The 17,970-nt window shown below is 56.3% G+C and carries 14 protein-coding genes and 1 tRNA gene; 4 read left to right on the plus strand and 11 right to left on the minus strand.

The genetic code is table 11. The features are described 5' to 3' along the window. Window positions 1-19 precede the first annotated feature (19 nt). Window positions 20-95 (minus strand) — tRNA-Ala (locus OSH09_RS10595). A 673-nt stretch (window positions 96-768) separates the two neighbouring features. Here OSH09_RS10595 and OSH09_RS10600 point away from each other — a divergent pair. Continuing rightward, entirely contained in the window at window positions 769-3,474 is a 2,706-nt protein-coding gene (locus OSH09_RS10600) for a bifunctional diguanylate cyclase/phosphodiesterase (protein WP_266120968.1), read from the plus strand. Between the two features lie 67 nt (window positions 3,475-3,541). Here the strand turns inward: OSH09_RS10600 and lnt are convergent, their stop codons facing one another. The 5 genes from lnt to miaB all read right to left on the minus strand — a co-directional run bounded on the left by lnt (window position 3,542) and on the right by miaB (window position 9,047). Beyond that, on the minus strand, window positions 3,542-5,161 hold the full coding sequence (gene lnt / locus OSH09_RS10605) for an apolipoprotein N-acyltransferase (RefSeq protein WP_266120969.1): 1,620 nt from the start codon (window positions 5,159-5,161) through the stop codon (window positions 3,542-3,544). Further along, window positions 5,148-6,029, minus strand: coding sequence for an HlyC/CorC family transporter (locus tag OSH09_RS10610; protein WP_207873331.1), 882 nt, complete (start codon window positions 6,027-6,029; stop codon window positions 5,148-5,150). Before OSH09_RS10610 ends, lnt begins: the two co-directional genes overlap by 14 nt. A 149-nt stretch (window positions 6,030-6,178) precedes the next feature. Next, window positions 6,179-6,655 carry an rRNA maturation RNase YbeY gene (ybeY, locus tag OSH09_RS10615; RefSeq protein WP_266120970.1) on the minus strand — a complete coding sequence of 159 codons (477 nt, stop codon included), beginning with the start codon at window positions 6,653-6,655 and terminating at the stop codon, window positions 6,179-6,181. After that, window positions 6,648-7,643, minus strand: coding sequence for a PhoH family protein (locus OSH09_RS10620; RefSeq protein WP_207873333.1), 996 nt, complete (start codon window positions 7,641-7,643; stop codon window positions 6,648-6,650). The genes ybeY and OSH09_RS10620 overlap by 8 nt, the downstream gene beginning before the upstream one ends. A 3-nt stretch (window positions 7,644-7,646) precedes the next feature. Beyond that, window positions 7,647-9,047, minus strand: coding sequence for a tRNA (N6-isopentenyl adenosine(37)-C2)-methylthiotransferase MiaB (gene miaB / locus OSH09_RS10625; RefSeq protein ID WP_266120971.1), 1,401 nt, complete (start codon window positions 9,045-9,047; stop codon window positions 7,647-7,649). 261 nt (window positions 9,048-9,308) lie between these two features. Between miaB and OSH09_RS10630 the strand changes: the two genes are divergently transcribed. Further along, window positions 9,309-9,530 (plus strand): ParD-like family protein, encoded by a 222-nt coding sequence (locus tag OSH09_RS10630; RefSeq protein ID WP_153229165.1) that lies wholly within the window; start codon window positions 9,309-9,311, stop codon window positions 9,528-9,530. Continuing rightward, on the plus strand, window positions 9,527-10,294 hold the full coding sequence (map, locus tag OSH09_RS10635) for a type I methionyl aminopeptidase (protein ID WP_266120972.1): 768 nt from the start codon (window positions 9,527-9,529) through the stop codon (window positions 10,292-10,294). The genes OSH09_RS10630 and map overlap by 4 nt, the downstream gene beginning before the upstream one ends. Window positions 10,295-10,744: 450 nt before the next feature. On the opposite strand, the gene secF is transcribed toward map, so the two are convergent. From secF to queA, 5 genes are all read right to left on the minus strand, one after another. Further along, window positions 10,745-11,683, minus strand: coding sequence for a protein translocase subunit SecF (gene secF, locus OSH09_RS10640; RefSeq protein ID WP_153229167.1), 939 nt, complete (start codon window positions 11,681-11,683; stop codon window positions 10,745-10,747). 52 nt (window positions 11,684-11,735) lie between these two features. Further along, on the minus strand, window positions 11,736-13,607 hold the full coding sequence (gene secD, locus OSH09_RS10645; RefSeq protein ID WP_266120973.1) for a protein translocase subunit SecD: 1,872 nt from the start codon (window positions 13,605-13,607) through the stop codon (window positions 11,736-11,738). 60 nt (window positions 13,608-13,667) lie between these two features. Then, on the minus strand, window positions 13,668-14,009 hold the full coding sequence (gene yajC, locus OSH09_RS10650) for a preprotein translocase subunit YajC (protein WP_207873338.1): 342 nt from the start codon (window positions 14,007-14,009) through the stop codon (window positions 13,668-13,670). An 89-nt stretch (window positions 14,010-14,098) separates the two neighbouring features. After that, window positions 14,099-15,235 (minus strand): tRNA guanosine(34) transglycosylase Tgt, encoded by a 1,137-nt coding sequence (gene tgt, locus OSH09_RS10655; protein WP_207873339.1) that lies wholly within the window; start codon window positions 15,233-15,235, stop codon window positions 14,099-14,101. Further along, the gene (queA, locus tag OSH09_RS10660; RefSeq protein ID WP_222667673.1) at window positions 15,232-16,296 is read right to left on the minus strand and encodes a tRNA preQ1(34) S-adenosylmethionine ribosyltransferase-isomerase QueA; all 1,065 of its coding nucleotides are present in this window, start codon (window positions 16,294-16,296) and stop codon (window positions 15,232-15,234) included. Before queA ends, tgt begins: the two co-directional genes overlap by 4 nt. 158 nt (window positions 16,297-16,454) lie before the next feature. Here queA and dacB point away from each other — a divergent pair, with 158 nt between their 5' ends. Then, window positions 16,455-17,903 (plus strand): D-alanyl-D-alanine carboxypeptidase/D-alanyl-D-alanine endopeptidase, encoded by a 1,449-nt coding sequence (gene dacB / locus OSH09_RS10665; RefSeq protein ID WP_266120974.1) that lies wholly within the window; start codon window positions 16,455-16,457, stop codon window positions 17,901-17,903. Window positions 17,904-17,970: the final 67 nt, after the last annotated feature.

Here is a 17,970-nt window from a genome sequence, read left to right on the forward strand (position 1 = left end):
ACAGCTAATCTTCGTTTTTTGGTGGAGGTAAGCGGGATCGAACCGCTGACCTCTTGCATGCCATGCAAGCGCTCTCCCAGCTGAGCTATACCCCCATTTCGGTGTTCTTTTTGTTGACCACCAACGAAGAATTGAGATTATGGGGGTGTTTTGAACTTTGTGCAAGTGTTTTGAGAGGAAAACTCAAAATAAAGTGAAAAAAACTTCCTGAGGGGGCTCAGAGGGGCAAAGACGCCAGGACAGCAAGGCGATGGTCCTGGCTGGCAGGCGCTGTGAAAAGGGATCAGGGTCATCCCGACGGCTGCTTGTATCTTTTTGTTTTATACGGAGTTTTGTATCTTCTTTGTGTCACAAGGTTTCATTTATGGCTCAATAAAAGGAAATACTTTCAAGTGTTACCGTCGTTTTTTTGTCCCTGTTGATGTTGTCTTATTCTCGCCTTAGGCGCATAAATGCAGGGTTTATACGAAATTTGCGCTGCTCTGTAATCTAATGATGGTATGCTTCGTTGGGTAACATTTCACCTGCAATAATTACGTTTTGTAGGCCATTCTCTTAGCCTGCATTTTTTTATTTAATGGCGCTATGTCAGCAAAGCAGTGCATATCATCACCTCTGCCTGTTCCAGTGGATGCACAAAGACGAATCAGTTTAAGTGCCTTGCTGATTTGGGTGCTTTTGGTCTGGCTGTTGTTGATCTCGGCAACGGTTACTGTCATTTACAAGCAAAATCAGGCGGAAACTCGCCTGCAGGCTAGTAGCGGCCTATTGCGTCAGCTCTCTGATATCAGCTATTCCGTGGCCCTGGCCGCACCCTCCAGCTCCACTCCTGCCCGTTTGCGTCATTTGGATCAGCAGTTCCAGGGCGTGGTGCAGCTACTGAGAGACGGTGGTGTGGTTGATGGCGTGATGCTGCTGCCTTTGGACAAGCCTTTATTAGGCCTGGTGTCGCAGCTTAGTAATGAATGGCAGCGGCGCCTGATGCGCCTGGACTTTCCGGTCAGCTCGGAGCAAGTCCTGTTGCCCGCCGCCAGCCTGAATGCGGAAGACTCCCTATTTCGTCATAACACCCAGCAATTGCTGGATGCGTTCGATGCCTCGCGTGAAAGCACTCGTGCCCAGCACCGCTGGACGGTGTTCTTTATGCTGAGCCTGGACTTGGTCGCGCTGTGTTTGTCCTACTTCATGTTGCGTGCCTGGGCGGCCGATCCCTTGCGGCAGTTGGTTGCCCAGGGCAGGGCCTTTACCAGTGGTCATTACCGGGCAAAAAGCACCAGCTCCGGCACGAGCGAAACGCGTTATTTATCCCAGATTCTGAATTACTGCGGCTTGCAGATTCAGCAACTGGATGCCCAGCACGCTATTCAGCAACGCAATTTATCTCAGCTCAATGCCATATGCCGCAGTTTGAGTCATAACCCTTTATTGGGAGTTTATTTATCCCGAGATGGTCGCTTTGATTTTGTTAATAAAAAGCTGGCTGAAACATTGGGATATAGCCGTGCGCAATTGCGGCAGGAGTTCACGGTTGACCAGGTTTTTCTGGAGCCTCGATTTCCCTCTTTAACTCAAGTGGTGCCGGATTCGCGTTCTGGCGGGAATAGTCTGCGCTATGAAACGCGAGCACTGCGTTATGACGGCAAATCGATTGATGTCGAGGTTTGCGCAATTCCCATTCAGCTTGAAGGCCGTATGGCGATGGTGTCCGTGGTGCAGGACATCACCACGCGGGTACGTAATGAAGTAACCGGGCGTCTGGCTGCCGTGGTGTACGAGAACACTTGTGAAGCCATTGTGGTGACGGATCGTTTTGGTCATGTTGTGGATGCCAATCCCGCTTTCAGCCGTATTACGGGCTATGAACTGGATGAAGTTCGGGGCCGCACGCTGTCCATTTTGAATTCAGGTCGTCAGGACCGTGAGTTCTACCGCAAGATGTGGCGTGAAATCTCGGAAACGGGACGCTGGCAGGGGGATATCTGGAATCGTCGTAAAAACGGCGAAGACTTTGCTGAACGTCTGACTATCAGCACAGCCTGGAATCCAGATGGCACGGTGTATCGCCATATCGGTTTGTTCACCGACATTACCAGCCATAAAAAGCGTGAAGCGCAGATGTGGAAGCAGGCGCACTACGATCATTTGACGGGTTTGCCCAATCGTCAGATGTTCCAGGATCGTTTGCAGCAAGCGCGTGAGCAGTCTCGCCGCACCGGTTTGCCCTTTGCGCTGATCTTCATGGATCTGGATTTCTTCAAGGATGTGAACGACTCCCTGGGGCATGAGAAAGGCGATGTGCTTTTACAGGAAGTGGCCCAGCGTTTGCAGCGTTGCGTGCGGGTAACGGATACCGTGGCTCGTATTGGTGGGGATGAGTTCACCGTGATTTTGTCGGACATCAGTGATACCTCGATTGTGGAGCGTACCTGCCGCTGTTTGCTGGACACCATTGAAGAGCCCTTTCAGTTGGGCAAGAACTCGGTGTCAGTCTCTGCCAGTGTGGGCATTACCTTGTTCCCTGAGGATGGCGACGACGCCGGTCAGCTATTGAAGAATGCGGATATGGCCATGTACGCCGCCAAGGCCTGTGGTCGCAATCAATACTGCCGTTTCCTGCCCGCCATGAGTGAAGCGGTGGAAGCGCGCCTGCGCTTCTCTCAGGACTTGCAAAAAGCCTTGAGCGAACATCAGTTTCAGTTGTATTACCAGCCCATTGTTGATTTGCGCACGGGGCGCGTAACCCGTGCTGAAGCCTTGATTCGCTGGGAGCACCCGCAATTGGGCCTGGTGCCGCCTTCGGAGTTCATTCCTTTCTCTGAAGACTCGGGCTTGATTGTCTTGATTGGCGAGTGGGTGTTTGAGACAGCCGCCCAAGCGGCAGTGATGTTGCGCCACGAACTGGACCCCAGTTTTAGAGTCAGCCTGAATGTGTCACCAGCACAATTCAAATTGAACGGTTCCTGCGCACGGGAATGGGTGGAATACCTGCAACACCAAGGCATTCCGGGCGATGCGCTAGTGGTGGAGATTACGGAGCGTTTGCTCTTGGACGACCAGGGCCAAGCCTTGCAACAGTTACGCTCCTTGCGTGAATACGGCATGAGTGTGGCGCTGGATGATTTTGGTACTGGCTACTCATCCCTCTCGCATTTGAAGCGCTTCTCTATCAATGTGCTCAAAATTGACCAGTGCTATATCCGTAATCTGGCTTTGAGCAGTGAGGATCTGGTGCTGACTCAGGCCATGATTGTGATGGCACAAAAGCTGGGTTTACGGGTGGTAGCAGAAGGGGTCACCAGCCACGAGCAACTGGATTTGCTGAACAACGCGGGTTGCGACTATATGCAGGGCTATTTGTGCTCCACACCCATTCCAGCCGGCGAGTTCGTGGACTGGTGCAAGACCTGGAATCGGGATCATGCGGGTGGGTTTGTAGAGCGTCTGCATCCCAATACGCCGCAGGTTTTGCAGTAAGGCTGCGTCAGGCAGCCTCTACTGCGGTGCTTCTGCGCCCAAGGCGCTGTCTTGAATACCGTGATGCTTAGTGCTGACGGCGGGATCGCCAAGCAAAAATAATCAGAATCAGACTGGCCCAGATCAGGAAGGGCAGGTTGCCGTACTTCACGTAGGGAGTCAGGCCGGTAGTGCCTTGCACTTCCACATCCAGCACGCCCGGAGTCAAGGGCGGCAATACGGCACGAATACGGCCACGCGGATCAATGGCTGCTGTCATGCCGGTATTGGTGGCACGCAGCATGGGGCGGCCTGTTTCCAAAGCACGCATCCGCGAGATCTGCAGGTGCTGGCTCAAGGCCCAGGAGTCCCCAAACCAGCCAAGGTTGCTGATGTTGAGCAGCAAGGTAGCGCCTTCCTGATCAGGCGTACCTTGCACGGCCTGGATGATTTCTTCACCAAATACGTCTTCGTAACAGATATTGGGAGCAACGCGGCCTTCCGCCATCTGGAAGGGGGCTTGTGGCAGCGCACCACGATGGAAATCCCCCAGGGGGATGTTCATCATGTCTACGAACCACTGAAAGCCTGTGGGGATGAATTCGCCAAACGGCACCAGATGGTGCTTGTCGTAATAGCTGGCCGTGCTGTTCAAAATATCTTGTGGCTGTGTGTCCGGGCTGATCAGCAAAGCGCTATTGGTATAGCTGAGCTTGCCATTTTCTGTGCCACGGTCCATGGGCACACCCAGCACCAGATTGGCTTGATGACGTTGAGCCAGTTCTGTCCAGCGTAGCCAGAAGCTGGTTTCCAGGCGGTTCTGCAAAACCGGGATTACGGTTTCGGGCAGCACAATCAGGCGGGGAGTGTCTTCTGGTGTCTTGGCGGGCAAATTAGCCAGCTCGTAGTACCGCTCTATGCCTTCAGCCATATTGGGGCCGAATTTGGCGCTTTGGTCGATATTGCCTTGTACCAAACGGGCAATAAAGGGCGCGCCATGGGCTTGCACCCAGGCAATATGTGGCAGGCTGATACCGATCAGGCCAAATACCATGGCGATACCAATCCCAATCGCGCTGGACGGGCTTTGGTTCTTGTCTTTGGATGCGGCAAATTGGGCGATGACGGCGGCACTGAAGGCGGATAGCCAGGCCAGACCATAGACGCCGACAACAGGCGCCCAACCGGTAAACATGCCTTCGGCGTGGGCGTAGCCTATGTTCAGCCAGGGAAAACCGGTCAACAAATTACCGCGTAGCCATTCGCTCAGCGCCCAGCAGCTTGCCCAGCCTGCCGATAATAACAATCGTGGTAGCCAGGAATCACTATCGTCTTTAGGGCGCAGCTTTTGCCAGACGGCAGAGGCCAGCGCCGGAAAGATGGCCAGAGCAGCCGCCAGCAGCAAGACACCCAGGGCGGCCATCCAGGAGGGCATGCCACCATACTGGTGCATGCTGATGTACAGCCAATAAATCCCTACGCCAAAGTGACCCAGACCAAAGAGATAGCTGCGGCCAAAGGCCTGCCGTACCGAGCGCGAGGCCATGATCTGCGAACAGGCAATGGCCAGCAAGGTGATCTGATAAAAGGGCAGAATCCAGGATGGCAGCGGGCCAATGGAGAAGGACAGGGCATGCAAGCCCCCCAGGCCCAGCAATAAAGCGACGCTAAGCGCCTGGGGTAAAGGTTTGGAATCAGGCTTGTTCAAGATTAGGCTCGGCGGGGGTGGCTCGCTGAACGTGTAACCAAAGGGCTCGCTTGGCATCGGCGCGGACGACCGTGATGCTGATGCCATTGAGCTGGGCCACATCGCCCCGGCGAGGGATATGTCCCAATTCGGAGGCCAGCCAACCACCTACCGTATCGAAGTCGTCGTTAGGCAGATTGGTTTGGAAGGCTTCGTTGAAATCGGGGATTTCAGTCAGCGCCATGACACGCCAGCTATCAGGGCCAGCCTGAAAGATGGTTTGTTCGGCGTCTTCATCGTATTCGTCCTCGATGTCACCCACAATTTGTTCCAGAACGTCTTCCATGGTGACCAGGCCTGCAGTGCCACCGTGCTCGTCAATAACGACGGCCAAGTGATTGCGGCTGCCTCGGAATTCGTGCAGCAGAACGTTCAGGCGTTTGGTCTCGGGGATAAAGACGGCAGGACGGATCAATGGACGCAAATCCAGTGTGGGATTGGCAATCGAGAGCAGCAAATCCTTGGCCAGCAAGATACCGATGATGTTGTCGCGTTCCGTCTCATAGATGGGGAAGCGGCTATGGCCCGTCTCAATAATGATGGGCAGCATCTCGGTCAAAGGCTTGGCGATGTCCAGCATATCGATCTTGGATCGCGGCACCATGATATCGGCCACGGTCTTGCTGGCCATATCCAGCGTTCCGGCGATCATGGACAGGGATTCGTCGTCGATAACGTTGCGGGCATGGGCCGCAACCAGGACAGACTTAAGGTCTTCTCGGTCTTCGGGTTCGTGACGCCGATTGAAAAAAGCACTTAAGCGAGAGATGGGATTGTTTGAGCTGGCCTTAGAAGGGCGAGGCTCAGGGTCGGGAGCAGAGTCTGACATTGTCCGAAGGACGAGTTAAGGGAGAAACAAGCATAACCGAAAAATGATGACAAGGTATGGACCTGTCATCATTCAAAATGGGCGAAGGGGATGGAGTCTTCGCCTCGTTTTGTGATGATTGGGGGGGCAGGCCCTGGCAAAGGGCAGGCTTACCGTTCCTGATAGGGATCGGGAATACGCAGGCTGGCCAGAATGGCAGTTTCCAGCGCTTCCATGTCCTGTGCTTCGTCTTCTTCGATGTGGTCATACCCCAAAGAATGCAGACAGCCGTGAACAATCAGATGCGCGGCATGATGCAAAAAAGGCTTGCCCTGTTCCTGGGCTTCACGCTCGAGCACAGGCAGGCACAGCACGATATCGCCCTGGACGACGCCGTCTTCATCCTGGCCATATTCAAAGGTCAGGACGTTCGTTGCGTAGTCGCGCTCCCGGTAACTGAGGTTCAGGCTTTGGCCTTCCTCGACATCTACAATGCGCAAGGTCGCGGCCAAGGCAGTGAAGCGGTCTTCGGGGTGAATACGTTCCACGGCCATATCAATGCTTCGCTGCATCCAGCGGCGAATGCGTGAACGGCTCAGTTCGGGGCAGGGAACAGCGTATTGAACGCTCAAGGATAAATCAGGCATCACCCGCGGCCTCGTAAGCGTCCACAATCCGCGCGACCAAGGGGTGGCGCACCACATCGCGGCTGCTGAAACGCGAGCAGGAAATGCCCTGCACGTTTTCCAGCACCTTGACCGCATGCGTCAAACCACTGCGCTGGCCCTTGGGCAAGTCCACTTGGGTGGGGTCGCCGGTAATCACGGCCTTGCTGCCAAAACCGATGCGGGTCAGGAACATTTTCATTTGCTCTGGCGTGGTGTTCTGGGCTTCGTCCAGAATCACAAAAGCATGGTTTAGCGTGCGGCCACGCATATAGGCCAGAGGCGCGATTTCAATAATCTGTTTTTCAAATAGGCGCTGTACTTTTTCTACACCCATCAGATCGTAGAGAGCGTCGTATAGCGGGCGCAGATACGGGTCTACCTTCTGGGCCAGATCACCGGGCAGAAAACCCAGGCGCTCGCCCGCTTCTACAGCAGGCCGAGTCAGAACCAGACGGTGGACAGACTCGCGCTCCAGAGCATCAATTGCGCAGGCTACCGCCAGCCAGGTCTTGCCGGTGCCGGCCGGGCCAATGCCAAAGTTGATGTCATTAGCCAGAATATTGCGCAGGTAATCGCGCTGGCCGGGCGTACGGGGACGCAAATCGCGCTTGGCGGTGCGCAGACTGATGTCTTCCTGACCAACCGGAGGAGGCTCGGGCAGGGGTTCAGCTTTCTTGGCGGGCTCGTGGCTGCGGCTGGCGCCCAGCTCCACCAGGCCCAGTTGAATATCGTCGATATTCAAGGACCGGTGTACGGCACGGGAATGAAACCAGTCAATCGCCTTGGCGGCCTCGTCCGCGCGCTCGCCTTCAATCGAAACATGACTGCCACGCCGACGCAGGGTGACGTTGTACGCCATGGCAATCTGCTTGATGTTTTCGTCCAGGGGGCCACACAGATTGGCCAGATGGGTATTGTCCCCGTCCAGGCGCAAAGCAGTGGGCATGCGGCGGCGTTGGCTAGTCATCGATCAGGCTCCTGCAACCCGGTCATGGGTCACGATTTCTCCGCGCAGAGTGTTGGTCAGTACTTGAGTCACATGCACATCCACAATTTGTCCGATCAGGCGAGGGTCGCCGGGGAAGTTGATGATGCGGTTGTTTTCGGTACGGCCTTTCAGTTCCGAGTCGTCCTTGCGCGAGGTGCCTTCAACCAGAATGCGTTGCACGCTGCCGATCATGGCCTGGCTGATCGCCTGGGCCTGCTCGTTGATCTGAGCTTGCAGACGGTGCAGGCGGTCCAGCTTCTCTTCTTTGGTGGAGTTGTCTTCCAGGTCGGCGGCCGGCGTGCCGGGGCGACGCGAATACACAAAAGAGAAAGACTGATCGAAATTCACATCACGAATCAGCTTCAGTGTCTTCTGGAAATCTTCTTCTGTTTCACCGGGGAAGCCAACAATAAAGTCCGAGGACAAGACGATGTCGGGACGCGCTTCGCGCAAGCGGCGCACGATGGATTTGAACTCCAGCGCAGTGTAGCCGCGTTTCATTGCAGACAGAATACGGTCGCTGCCAGCCTGTACGGGCAGGTGCAGGAAGGGCACCAGCTTGGGCAGATTGCCATGGGCGGCGATCAGGCGCGAGGTCATTTCCTTGGGGTGCGAGGTGGTGTAGCGAATGCGCTCGATGCCAGGAATCTCGTGTACGTATTCCAGCAGCATGGCAAAGTCGGCAATCTCGCCCGCGACGTCGGTAGGGCCACGGTAGGCGTTCACGTTCTGGCCCAGCAGCGTCACTTCACGCACACCCTGGTCGGCCAAGTCAGCCACTTCCATCAGCACATCGTCAAAAGGACGGGAGACTTCGGGACCACGGGTGTAGGGCACCACACAGAAGCTACAGTATTTGCTGCAGCCTTCCATGATGGACACAAAGGCCGAATAGCCTTCCACGCGTGCGGGGGGCAGAGCGTCGAACTTTTCGATTTCCGGAAAGCTGATATCCACTTGCGAGCGGCCACTGTTGCGGCGCTTGACGATCAGCTCGGGCAGGCGGTGCAAGGTCTGGGGGCCGAACACCACATCCACATAGGGCGCGCGACGAATAATGGTGTCGCCTTCCTGACTGGCCACACAGCCACCTACGCCAATCACCAGATCGGGATTGAGCGCTTTCAGGTGCTGAACCCGGCCCAGATCCGAAAACACCTTTTCTTGCGCTTTCTCGCGCACCGAACAGGTATTGAACAGGATGATGTCTGCTTCTTCGGGGTTGGTGGTCAACTCCACAGGACGATCCTGATTCAGGATGTCGGCCATTTTTTCGGAGTCGTACTCGTTCATCTGGCAGCCAAAGGTGCGAATGAAGAGCTTGCGGGCAGGCTTGGTGGCAGCGTCCGCGCTGGCGGGGGTAGAGATTGTGGTGTCGGTCATAGAAGGAGCCGTGACGGGTGTATATCCCGCGGGCCATTGAAAATGATGAATCGAGCATTATAACGCCCAGCCTCCCATGAGCCACAAGCAAGCAGGGCTCATGGGGGAGGACTTGTTGCAGACAGGCCGCCCTTTTGATTAAGAGGACTGGAAACAGCCTCGCCAGGGTATCGGGCTGGATCGGATCTTCAGACAGGTTCTGCTTGCGTCCTGTTTTTGTGGATTATATGATTCGTATATGGATCATATAAGGATTGAGAAATGGGTATCGTGAATATTGATGACGAGCTGCACGACCAGCTACGCAAGGCGAGCACGGTTTCGTGTCGTTCCATCAATGCGCAGGCGGCTTTCTGGATACGCATGGGGCTGCTGTGCGAACTGAATCCGACCTTGAGCTTTAACGAAATTGTCGCCCGTGAAATGAAGGCGGCCGGTTTGGGTGAGCCTGCTGTGCCTCTGGATCAGACGGAGCCAGCATGATCAAGACGGCAGATGAACTTGCCTTGATGGCCGAGTCGGGGCGTTTGCTGGCTCAAGTGTTTACGCGTCTGGATCAATTGAACCTGATTGGCATGAACACCATGCAGATCAATGATCTGGTCGAAAGCTACATTGTTCAGGATCTGCAAGCCCGCCCCGCCAGCAAAGGACAGTACGGCTATGCCTATGTCCTGAACTCCTCGCCCAATCAAGTGGTGTGCCACGGCATGCCGTCCACTGTGGATGTGCTGAAAGAGGGCGATATCGTGAACTTTGATATCACCCTGGAGAAGAACGGTTTTATTGCCGATTCCAGCAAAACCTACATGGCAGGGCAGGTTACTCCTGCTGCGAAAAAACTGGTCGATGCCTGCTATATGGCGATGTGGAAGGGCATACAGGCGGTACGTCCCGGCGCAACACTAGGAGACGTAGGATTCGCCATCTCGCAGTACGCACGCAAGAATGGCTACTCGGTTGTTCGAGATTACTGCGGGCACGGCATCGGGCGAGAAATGCACGAAGCGCCCGAGGTTCTGCACTGGGGGACACCGCGTACAGGCTTGCGACTGAAAGAGGGCATGACTTTCACGATAGAACCCATGCTGAATCAAGGCGGTCATGCGGTGCAAACCGGGAAAGATGGCTGGACCGTACGTACATGTGATGGCTTGCTGTCGGCTCAGTTCGAGCACACGGTGGCCGTGACAGAAAGTGGTGTGCGCGTCTTGACGCTGCGGCCGGATGAAAACATCCCACATTAGTTCAGTAGTCTGCCGCCATATTGCCATCGCAGTATCGCCTGCTGCATAGCTATCGTGCCGAAGTATTTCGTTAGATGAATATAGGGTGGCAGGCGTTTGTTTTCTTGAGGGGCCCGAGCGGGTCGGCTTGGCGGGCCATTCGCCCGTGCTGCGCACGGGTCCCCTTGTCAGTGCTCTGCTGCGGGCGGGTCGTGAACTCGGAGCGCGGTTTGTCCCCCGGACAAACCGCAAGCGTGCTCCTCAAACAGCACGACCCTTGCACCCCGCATCAGAGCACTGCCCGCGGCGAACGGCCTGACTCGCCCCGCCGACCCGCTCGGGCCCCTCAAGAAAACAAAAAGAGGCGTGTTGCTGCCACCCTATTGCTCGCAATCTTGTACCCCCAGAAACAAAAAAGCCCGACATCACAACAATGTCGGGCTTTTCTTGAACAGCGACTAACGAAGCAACTTAACCTTCTACAACCTCGCCGCCTTCATCCTTCTTGACTGGCTTGACCAGATCTTCACGTTTCACGCCCAGCCACATGGAAATAGCGGCAGCCACGAACACGGAAGAGTAAATACCAAACCAGATACCGATGGTTAGTGCCAGCGAGAAGTTATGCAGGGTTGGGCCACCGAAGAAGAAAATCGACAGCACCATCATTTGGGTAGAACCGTGGGTGATGATGGTACGCGAGATGTTCTGGGTGATAGACAGGTCAATGATCTCGGAAACCGACATCTTGCGCTGCTTGCGGAAGTTTTCACGGATACGGTCCATCACCACAACGGATTCGTTCACCGAGTAGCCCAGCACCGCCAGAACACCGGCCAGCACCGACAGCGAGAACTCCCACTGGAAGAAGGCGAAAAAGCCCAGAATGATGACCACGTCGTGCAAGTTGGCAATGGCACACGCGAGCGCCAGCTTCCATTCAAAGCGGAAACCCAGGTACAGCAAGATACCCGCGACCACAAAGGCCAGGGCCATCAGGCCGTTATGCAATAGTTCCTGCCCGACTTGAGGGCCAACAAACTCCACACGGCGCAGTTCCACGTCCGAGTGTTGTTGTTTCAAGGCCTGGATAACTTGCTCGCTTTGCTGAGTCGAGTCCTGACCGTCCAGAACGGGCAAGCGGATCATGATGTCCTGCGAAGTCCCGAAGTTCTGTACCTGGAAGTCGGTATAGCCTAGCGACTGAATCGAGCCGCGTACATCTTCAACCTGCACGGTTTGCTGATAATGCACTTCCATGACTGTGCCACCGGTAAATTCGATGGACAGGTGAAAGCCGCGCACAATAATGAAAACAACCGCTGCGATAAACGTCAGAAAACTGATCAGGTTCAGCACCAACGCATGGCGCATGAACGGGATAGTGCGGTGAATACGAAAAAATTCCATGATGCTTTATGCCTGTAGTTGGGCCAGGCCGGTTTGCACCGGCCCCGGCGCTTTACTTCTTGTCCTGTGGCTTCCAGACCTGGCCGATAGAAATCCCTTGCAGGCGACGACGGTTGCCATACCAGAGATTGACCAGGGCACGAACCCCAACCACCGAAGAGAACATGGAGGTCAGAATACCGATCACGTGTACCACCGCAAAACCACGGATGGGACCGGAACCGAAGGCCAGCAAAGCAACACCCACAATCAGACTGGTCAAGTTGGAGTCGAAAATGGTGGCCCAGGCGCGATCAAAACCCAGGTGAATGGCTTGCTGCGGTGAAGCACCATTGCGTAGCTCTTCACGGATACGCTCGTTGATCAGCACGTTGGCGTCAATGGCCATACCCAGGGTCAGCGCAATCGCCGCAATACCGGGCAAGGTCAAGGTCGCTTGCAGCATGGACAACACGGCCAGCAGCAAGAGCACGTTGAAGGTCAGACCAATGGTGGAGAACAGGCCAATCAGGTGGTAGTACAGCATGATGAAGATGGCGATCGCAATAAAGCCGTACAGCGTGGCGTTAAAGCCCTGGCGAATATTGTCGGCACCCAGGCTTGGGCCAATGGTGCGCTCTTCGATAATGCTCATGGGGGCGGCCAGTGAACCAGCACGCAACAGCAGGGAAATATCGGCGGCTTCCTGAGCATTCATGCTGCCGCTGATCTGTACCTGGCCGTTAGGAATTTCGCTGCGGATTACCGGGGCCGTCACCACTTCACCCACGCCGTTTTCAAACAGCACAATGGCCATGCGCTTGTTGATGTTGTTGCGGGTAATGTCGCGGAAAATGCGCGAGCCCTTGTTGTCCAGCGTCAGGTTGACGGTGGGCTGCTGGGTTTGCGAATCGCGGCCAGGCTGGGCGTCTTGCAGGTTTTCACCGGTCAGGATGACCTGACGGCGCAACAGCAAGGGCGAGCCGCCACGTTCGGTGTAGCGCTCCAGACCAAAGGGCACGGTGCCCGAGTTCAGAGCGGCCACAGCAGCGGGGGAGTCCTCCACCATGCGCAGTTCCAGCGTGGCGGTACGGCCCAGAATTTCCTTGGCCTTGGCGACATCCTGTACACCGGGCAACTGCACCACGATACGGTCTGACCCTTGCTGTTGAATCACAGGCTCGGCTACGCCCAGCTCGTTGATTCGGTTATGCAAGGTGGTGATGTTTTGTTTAAGCGCGTTGGACTGTACCTGAATGGTGGCTGCTTCCGTCAAACGAGCGCTCAAACCGCTGTCGCCGACAGGAGTGAAGGCCAGATCAGGCATGGCGCGGCGCATTTCGGATTGAGCGCTGTCGCGTTCGTCTGCCGACGCAAAGCTCATGCGCAGAGAGTGACCATCACGCTCGATGTTGCCAACGGGCACTTTGGCCTCGCGCAGCACGCTGCGGGCATCAGCCACCATGGAGTCGTAGCGGGCTTGAAGTGCGCCCTGCATGTCCACTTGCAGCAGGAAGTGCACGCCACCGCGCAAGTCCAGACCCAGGTGCATGGGGTGGGCGCCCAGTGCGGTCAGCCAGGCAGGCGACGCGGACACCAGGTTCAGCGCGACGGTGTAGTCGGGAGCGGCTGCGGTGGAGTCCTTGTTCAGTTCACGCTCGATCAGGTCTTTGGCCTTGAGCTGAACATCGGTGGACTCAAAACGAAAACGCGCGGTGGCGCTGGGTCCGTTTTGCTCAAAATATGAGCCCGTCGTAGGAATATTGTTTTTCTTGAGCAGCTCTTCAACATGGCTGATCAGGTTGGTTTCAAGCCGGACCGTGGATTTGGCGCTGGAAACCTGCACAGCAGGAGACTCACCAAACAGATTGGGCAAGGTATAGATCAGGCCGATCGCCAGCGCGACCAAGACGATGACATATTTCCAGAGGGGATAACGATTCATGGGATATCTACGACGGGTGCAGAAATGGCAACCCCGGACCGAGGTCCGGGGTCGGAGGCATTACAGCGACTTGATGGTGCCTTTAGGCAGAACAGTCGTAACGGCCACGCGTTGGACCAGAACTTCGACCGGCTTGTCGGTCAGGTTGGCCACTTCAACGGTCAGGTAGTTGTCGTGAACTTTGCTGACTTTGCCCAGCAGGCCGCCGGAAGTGATGATTTCGTCGCCTTTGGCCAGGTTGGACACCAGATTGCGGTGCTCTTTCTGACGCTTCATCTGAGGGCGAATCATCAGGAAGTACAGCACAACGAACATCAAGATGATGGGCAGCATGCCCATCAAGGCATTTTCGCCGCCAGCAGCCTGGGCGGGGATGAGAGTCAGAATGTCAACAGCGGACATGTGGGGCTCCTGAGGATTTTTTTGTGTGGGTTGTCAAAAACTAACGGTGTATTGTAGCGGCACTTTATTGCGGTATCACAAACCGCGTGTTATTCAATGCCACGCGCTCGGTCCTGGTGGAATTGTTCGCGCCAGGCGGAAAAACGCTTTTGCTCGATGGCATCACGCATCTCCTGCATGATCTGCAGATAAAAATGCAGGTTATGCAAGGTATTCAAACGCGAGCCGGTAATTTCATTGGAACGCTGCAAATGATGCAAGTAGCCACGCGAGAAATGCTGACAAGTATGGCAAGTGCAGCTTGGGTCCAGCGGGCGGGTGTCGTCGCGGTAGCGGGCATTGCGAATCTTGATGTCGCCATAGCGTGTAAACAGCCAGCCATTGCGGGCGTTGCGGGTGGGCATCACGCAGTCAAACATGTCCACGCCCTGGCTGACCCCTTCCACCAGATCTTCCGGTGTGCCTACCCCCATTAGATAGCGAGGGGCGTTGGTAGGCAGTTTGGGTGTGGTGTGCGCCAGAATGCGCATCATGTCTTCTTTAGGCTCCCCTACGGAAAGGCCGCCAATGGCATAGCCTTCAAAGCCGATATCCGTCAGACCGGCCAGGGATTCGTCGCGCAGGTCTTCATACATGCCACCTTGCACAATGCCGAACAGGGCATTGGGGTTGGCCAGCTTTTTGAATTCCTCACGGGAACGGCGGGCCCAGCGCAGAGACATGCGCATGGATTTGGCCGCTTCATCATGCGTGGCGGGGCGGTCGTCAATCAGGTAGGGCGTGCATTCGTCGAACACCATGGAAATGTCGGAGTTCAGGGAATACTGGATTTGCATGGACACTTCAGGGGTCAGGAACAGGCGCTCGCCGGTGATGGGGGAGGCAAATTTCACCCCTTCTTCGGTAATCTTGCGCATGCCTTTCAGGCTGAAGACCTGAAAACCGCCCGAGTCCGTCAGGATGGGCTTGTCCCACTGCATGAAGTTATGCAGGCCCTTGTACTTGTCCATGACCTCCGTGCCTGGGCGCAGCCACAGGTGGAAGGTATTGCCTAGAATGATCTGCGACCCAATGTCTTTCAACTCGTGCGGCATCATGGCTTTCACACTGCCATAGGTGCCTACCGGCATGAAGATGGGGGTTTGCACCACACCGTGGTTCAGGGTGATCTGGCCACGGCGAGCGGCGCCATCGGTGCTTAAAAGGTCAAACTTCAGTCCACTCATGGGTTAAGGGGCTCAATGAACATAGCATCGCCGTAACTAAAGAAGCGATACCGGGATTGGACGGCGTGCTGGTAGGCACGTTGTATGGGTTCGATCCCCGCCAGGGCCGATACCAGCATCAGCAAGGTGGACTGGGGTAGATGGAAATTGGTGATCAGCGCGTCAACAGACTGGTACTGGTAGCCGGGAGTAATGAACAGACGCGTATCGCCTTCAATACTGCCATCGGCGCAGCGCTGGTTCATGCCGGGCTCTTTGCTGGCGGCCGATTCCAGCGAACGTACGCTGGTGGTGCCCACGGCAATGACGCGGCCACCGGCAGCGCGGGTGGCTTCGATCTTGGCCAGGGTGGCAGCCGGCACATGGTAGCGCTCGGCATGCATGACATGTTCGCTGATCGTATCGACACGCACGGGCTGGAAGGTACCGGCACCGACGTGCAGGGTCACAAAAGCCTGGTCGACGCCTTGCTCGCGCAGGGTGGCCAGCATCTCATCGGTAAAGTGCAGGCCAGCCGTTGGGGCGGCCACGGCACCGGGATGACGGGCGTAGACAGTCTGGTAACGCGATTCGTCTTCTTCATCGGCAGTGTGGGTAATGTAGGGCGGCAGGGGCGTTGCGCCGTACTGCTCCAGCATGTCCAGCACGGGCTCGTGAAAGCGCAGCGCAAACAGGGCGTCTTCGCGGCCTGTGCAATCGGCCAGCACACGGCCTTCGGCCAGTTCCAGCAAGGTGCCCGGTTTCGGGGACTTGCTGGCACGAATATGGGCCAGGGCTGTATCGGGGCCGGTGACGCGCTCAATCAGCACTTCTACTTTGCCGCCGCTGCTTTTCTGGCCCTGCAGGCGGGCTTTGATGACGCGGGTGTCGTTAAAGACTAGCAGGTCACCCTTGCGCAGCAGGCTGGGCAGGTCGGTGAACTGGCGATCATGTAATTGGCTGGCACCGTCCAGATGCAGCAAACGGCTGCCCTGGCGCTGGGCCGGGGGGCTTTGAGCGATCAGATCAGGGGGAAGCTCGTAGTCGAACTGGGCGATAGTTAAAGAGGGGTCGATGCTCATGGTTTGTCGTAAAGGGCCGCTGGCCAGAAGGCCGGGCCTGATGGGGTAACCGACTATTTTAACGCTTTGCCGCCAGATTGCTGAAACGGCCATATCCTCGGTGTTTTTCTTTCGGTATGCTTGGGTCTTTCCTGAATTGATCTGTTGGAGACGAGGGCATGGGCGTTTTAAAGGCAAAGCCTGTTTTGAGTCGTTGCAAGCATGTGGCCCTGGCCACCTTGCTCATGGTGCAAGGCGCATCACTAGCCCTGGCCCAGGCCTTGCCGCCCGAGTTGGCTTCGGTGTGGAATGCCAGCCGCCTGCCGCAATCGGCGCTGTCCATTGTGGTGGACGAGGCGGACGGCCCGCGCCTGATCGGCGTCAATCCCCAGGAACCCCGCAATCCCGCATCGGTCATGAAGCTGGTCAGTACCTGGGCAGGTTTGTCCGCTCTGGGGCCAGAATATACCTGGCGTACCACCTTGATGGCCCAAGATGGCCTGCAGGTGGACGAACAAGGCACTTTGAAAGGGCCTTTGTATATCAAGGCGGGGGGCGATCCGTTTTTGACCGTGCCGCAGTTGTGGGACATGTTGCGCGAGCTCCGCTTGCGTGGGGTGAAGAATCTGACCGAAGTTATTGTGGATCGTTCCATCTTCGGTAATGTCACCATCAATCCAGGCGATTTTGATAACGCGGGTGACCGCCCCTACAACGCCAGCCCGGACGCCATGATGGTAGGTTTGGGCGCATCCCGTCTGGTGTTTCAGCCTGATACACAAGCGCGCAAATGGATTGCGATTATCGACCCGCCCTTGCCTGGCGTACGCGTTCAGGGTGAAGTGGAGTGGTCGACAGCGACATGTCCTGGCTCGCCCGTTGTAGGCACGCAGATTCAGCCTGAAGCCGGTGGCATGGTGGTGCGTGTCAGCGGCAAGGCGGCGGCGTCTTGCGGGGAGTTCAGCGTCTATCGTCTGGTTCATTCCCAAACCGAATTTTTCGACAAACTGTTCCGTGGCCTGTGGCGTGATCTGGGCGGCACTTTGGCGCGAGACATCAAGACAGGCCGCGTGCCTGCCCGTGCTCAGGCCATTACCTGGCATGACTCCCAGTCCCTGTCTGACCTGATCCGCCTTATTAATAAGCAAAGCAATAATGTGATGGCCCGCACCATCCTGCTGACCGTGGGCGCGGAAATAAATGGTCCCGGTGCCACGGTGGCCACTGGCGAGCGTGCCGTCATGAACGTGCTGGGTCGTCAGGGTGTGAATACCGCAGGCTGGACGGTGGATAACGGCTCGGGCTTGTCCCGCAATGCACGAGTGACCGCAGGAGGCATGGCCGACATGCTGAAAGTCGCCTGGCGCTCCAACTGGATGCCTGAATATATTTCCTCCTTTGCGATCTCCGGCGTCGATGGCACCGTGCGTTCGCGCTTGCGCGACGACGAGGTGCAGGGGCGTGCCCACCTGAAAACCGGCACCCTGCGCGATAGCCGTGCACTGGCCGGTTACGTGCTGGGAGCCAGCGGAAAGCGGTATATTGTCGTCATGATGGTCAATGACGAACGTTCTGCCTCTGCCCGACCCTTTTTTGATGCTGTGGTGAAGTGGTTGGCAGTACGTTAACGATCACGATAGTGCGGGCCGCTTTGGGGCGGTCCTGTTTTTAGTTTGTCCCTAATTTGATGAAGCA

Source organism: Alcaligenes parafaecalis, assembly GCF_026344135.1.
Classification (GTDB): Bacteria; Pseudomonadota; Gammaproteobacteria; order Burkholderiales; family Burkholderiaceae_B; genus Alcaligenes; species Alcaligenes parafaecalis.